The 2,757-nt window shown below is 63.9% G+C and carries 2 protein-coding genes and 1 pseudogene; 1 reads left to right on the top strand and 2 read right to left on the bottom strand.

Features of this window, described 5'->3' with window-relative positions:
• The coding region (locus tag WA317_RS06855; RefSeq protein WP_425172319.1) for an NAD(P)H-binding protein at positions 1-282 on the bottom strand (282 nt) is incomplete at its 3' end.
• Between the two features lie 224 nt (positions 283-506).
• Positions 507-1,721, bottom strand: coding sequence for a TetR/AcrR family transcriptional regulator (locus WA317_RS06850; protein WP_425172320.1), 1,215 nt, complete (start codon positions 1,719-1,721; stop codon positions 507-509).
• A gap of 361 nt (positions 1,722-2,082) precedes the next feature.
• On the opposite strand from WA317_RS06850, the pseudogene WA317_RS06845 reads away from it, so the two are divergent.
• Positions 2,083-2,757: pseudogene (locus WA317_RS06845) on the top strand (adenylate/guanylate cyclase domain-containing protein); the annotation flags it as partial.

Here is a 2,757-nt window from a genome sequence, read left to right as displayed (position 1 = left end):
GATCGCGGCGTCGCGGTCGACGGCGTAGGTCCGCGCCGGGTTCCCGCCGCCGGCGCCGGCGGAGAACACGACCGCATCGTGGGCGGCCAGCACGTCGGCCAGCGCGCCGGTGTCCAGCTGCTCGATGTCGCCGACGACCGCGTGGGCGCCGGTGGCAGCGACTTCGTCGGCGTGATCCGGATTGCGGAACACCGACGTCACCTGATCCCCGCGCTGGGAGAGGATGCGGGCCAGAGACAGGGCAACTTTGCCGTGGCCGCCGATGACGGCGATGCGTGCCATGGACGCCAACGTACCGCAGGTGCGGACGCTGATATGAGTGTCGCCGGAGACCAGAAACTTGGTCGCAGCGAATCAGCATTCTTCCGGGGAACGGCTCACCGCGGCGCTTACGGGCGCAGCGCCGTCCGCATGCTCATCTGCGACGAGGGAAACCACAACCGCCCCATCACATCAGGCTCGGCGGTATTCGACACCGTGCCTTGACGGCGACGTCGCCGGTCCGGCTACTTCTTGCCGCGAGCGCTCACTCCGCGCAGGACGGTGTCGCGAACATGGATGAGCGCTGCACGGGTACCCAGGACGCCCAGGATGTTCTCCGGTATCCACTGGACGCTGATCACGCAACGTGCCAGCATCGCCTTCGACGGACTCTCGATGCGGATATCTCCGCATCGGATTCCTTCAGAGAGCAGGCTTTTCATCTGCCGAAGGCGAGTTGTGTACGACCAGCCCTGGTCGGCGGTCGGCGGTGATTGACGCATCCAGGCGAGCTGAATCCGGAACTCGTCACCAAACTGATCCAGTGCATTGACGTTGACCCAACTCAGCGCGTCCAACTTCTCGATGGGTGTGGCGTCCGAGCGGAGCACGCTGACCCACCCGGCCTCGACCTTCTTCCCGAAGGACCTCATGATCGACGCCAGCAGCTCTTCCTTCGAACCGATCAACCGGTAGACGGTGCCGGTGCCCAAGCCGGCGGCCGAGGCGATGTCGCGGACTGTGGTGACTTCATAACCTTTGCGGCCAAACTCGTTACGCGCCACGGCGCGGACGTGAGCCGCTTTGTCGTTGGCGTCGTCCTCGTCTTTTTTCCAGCCGTGAATGACTTGGTCGGCGGCCGAAAAGGCGCTCGAACGGTCCAGGCCGGCATCGCTGGGCGATCGGCTTGCCAAGCCTTGCAATATGATTCGGCACAAGACGGTTGCCACGTCGTCAGTGGCGGAATTGTGCCGAACCACGTCGAGCCCCACTTGCAGCATGGTCTGGCATATCCGGTCAGCCAGGGTGGGCAGATCGATGTCCGACCTCAGGTAGCCGCTCCACTTGGCCGCACGCAGAGTTTGCAGCATCGCTTCCTGAATCGCCGTAGGTCGCAATTGGGTGAGGGCGGCAAGCTCCGGATTGGCGCTGGGGCCTTCATAAAAGGACATCTGCAAGGCGGCGCGATTGGCGACGGCGCACTTGGCGATCGCCGTACCTAGCGCGATGATTCCGTCCGCAGCCGGACGCGCATCCGGCTCGTCGAGCGTCTCGTGCGCGACTTCTGCGATGCGGTCCAGGTCGGCGTGGTAGCGCCGGAGCAGCTCGACCAGGATCGCTTCTTTCGATTCGAAGTGGTGATAGAGGCTGCCCGGCAGAATGCCGGCGGCGTCGGCGATTTCTTGCAGCGATGTGCGCAAGCCCGAGGACGCAATCAGCGAAGCCGCGGTCTGCAGGATCTCGGTGCGGCGGGTCCGGTCGGCTTGCTCAGTCGTCGTTGGGCCCCCAGCACCGCGGGTCGTGAAGGAGGCTGCGGCGCGGGAGGATTGCTGACGCGCCACACCACACCTCCACCGCTGATGACTCCCTTACGGGTACTGAGATAATTGATAAGACGCTACCAGAAATGGGCAGAACTCCCTGATAGCCGAAATCAGCGAATGCGCCGGTAGAAAGCGAAAAGCGGTCAACATGCGGATAGCGGCAATGTCCGGTGCAAATGGCAGGGTCTGCCGGTCCAGGCCGATCGCCCCTCGTTGAACACTTCGCCGGTTCTAAGTTCCGCCACGCCGCTCCGATCAGCTCAGTTACCGTGGAAATGTGATCAAGCCGTGGCGGCGGCGGATGTGCGGCGCCGATAGGGCGCCTGATACGGCCGCGAAGGCTGGCCGAAATGTTACGTCAGGGCGAATGCCTGCTCGCGAGGTGGCGCTGCGGTACGCCAGCGGGCTTGCCTGCGCTCACCTGCTCGCGGTGGCCGATGCCGCCGCAATTGTGATTCCGCTCAATGGCCGCCTCGCTCCCGCCCCGCATGCCTTCTTCGGGACGGAAAACTTAATGGTCGTCGTAATCCTGGTTTTGCTGGGAAGCATCGCGGTGGCGGCGGGTGGCATCTTGAACCTGGCTCCGACCCTCCGATGGTTTGTCATCGGAGTGGTGCCGAATGCGCAGCAACGGCGAGTGTCAACGAGACTGATCCGCCGCCAATCCCTGCTGTTGGCAGCGACGTGGGCGGTGAGTGGCGTCGTTTTCGTCGCGCTCAATATCAGCGGAGGGCTCGCTATCGCTGTACCAACGTTCCTGGGCGTTGTCTTCGGCGGTATTGCGGCCGCGAGCATCAGCCTTCTCCTCACCGAGCGCTCTCTTCGGCCGATCCTGGTGGCAGCGGCGCAGGAATCTGAGGGCGTAGTGACCGCACCTGGCGTTTTGGCGCGGCTGATTAGTATGTGGGTGTTGTCGAGCGCACTGCCGTGCGCGGTGATCTTGACCCTGATC

This window comes from Mycobacterium sp. (assembly GCF_049802695.1).
Classification (GTDB): domain Bacteria; phylum Actinomycetota; class Actinomycetes; order Mycobacteriales; family Mycobacteriaceae; genus Mycobacterium.
This window is presented reverse-complemented; position numbering and strand designations above follow the sequence as displayed.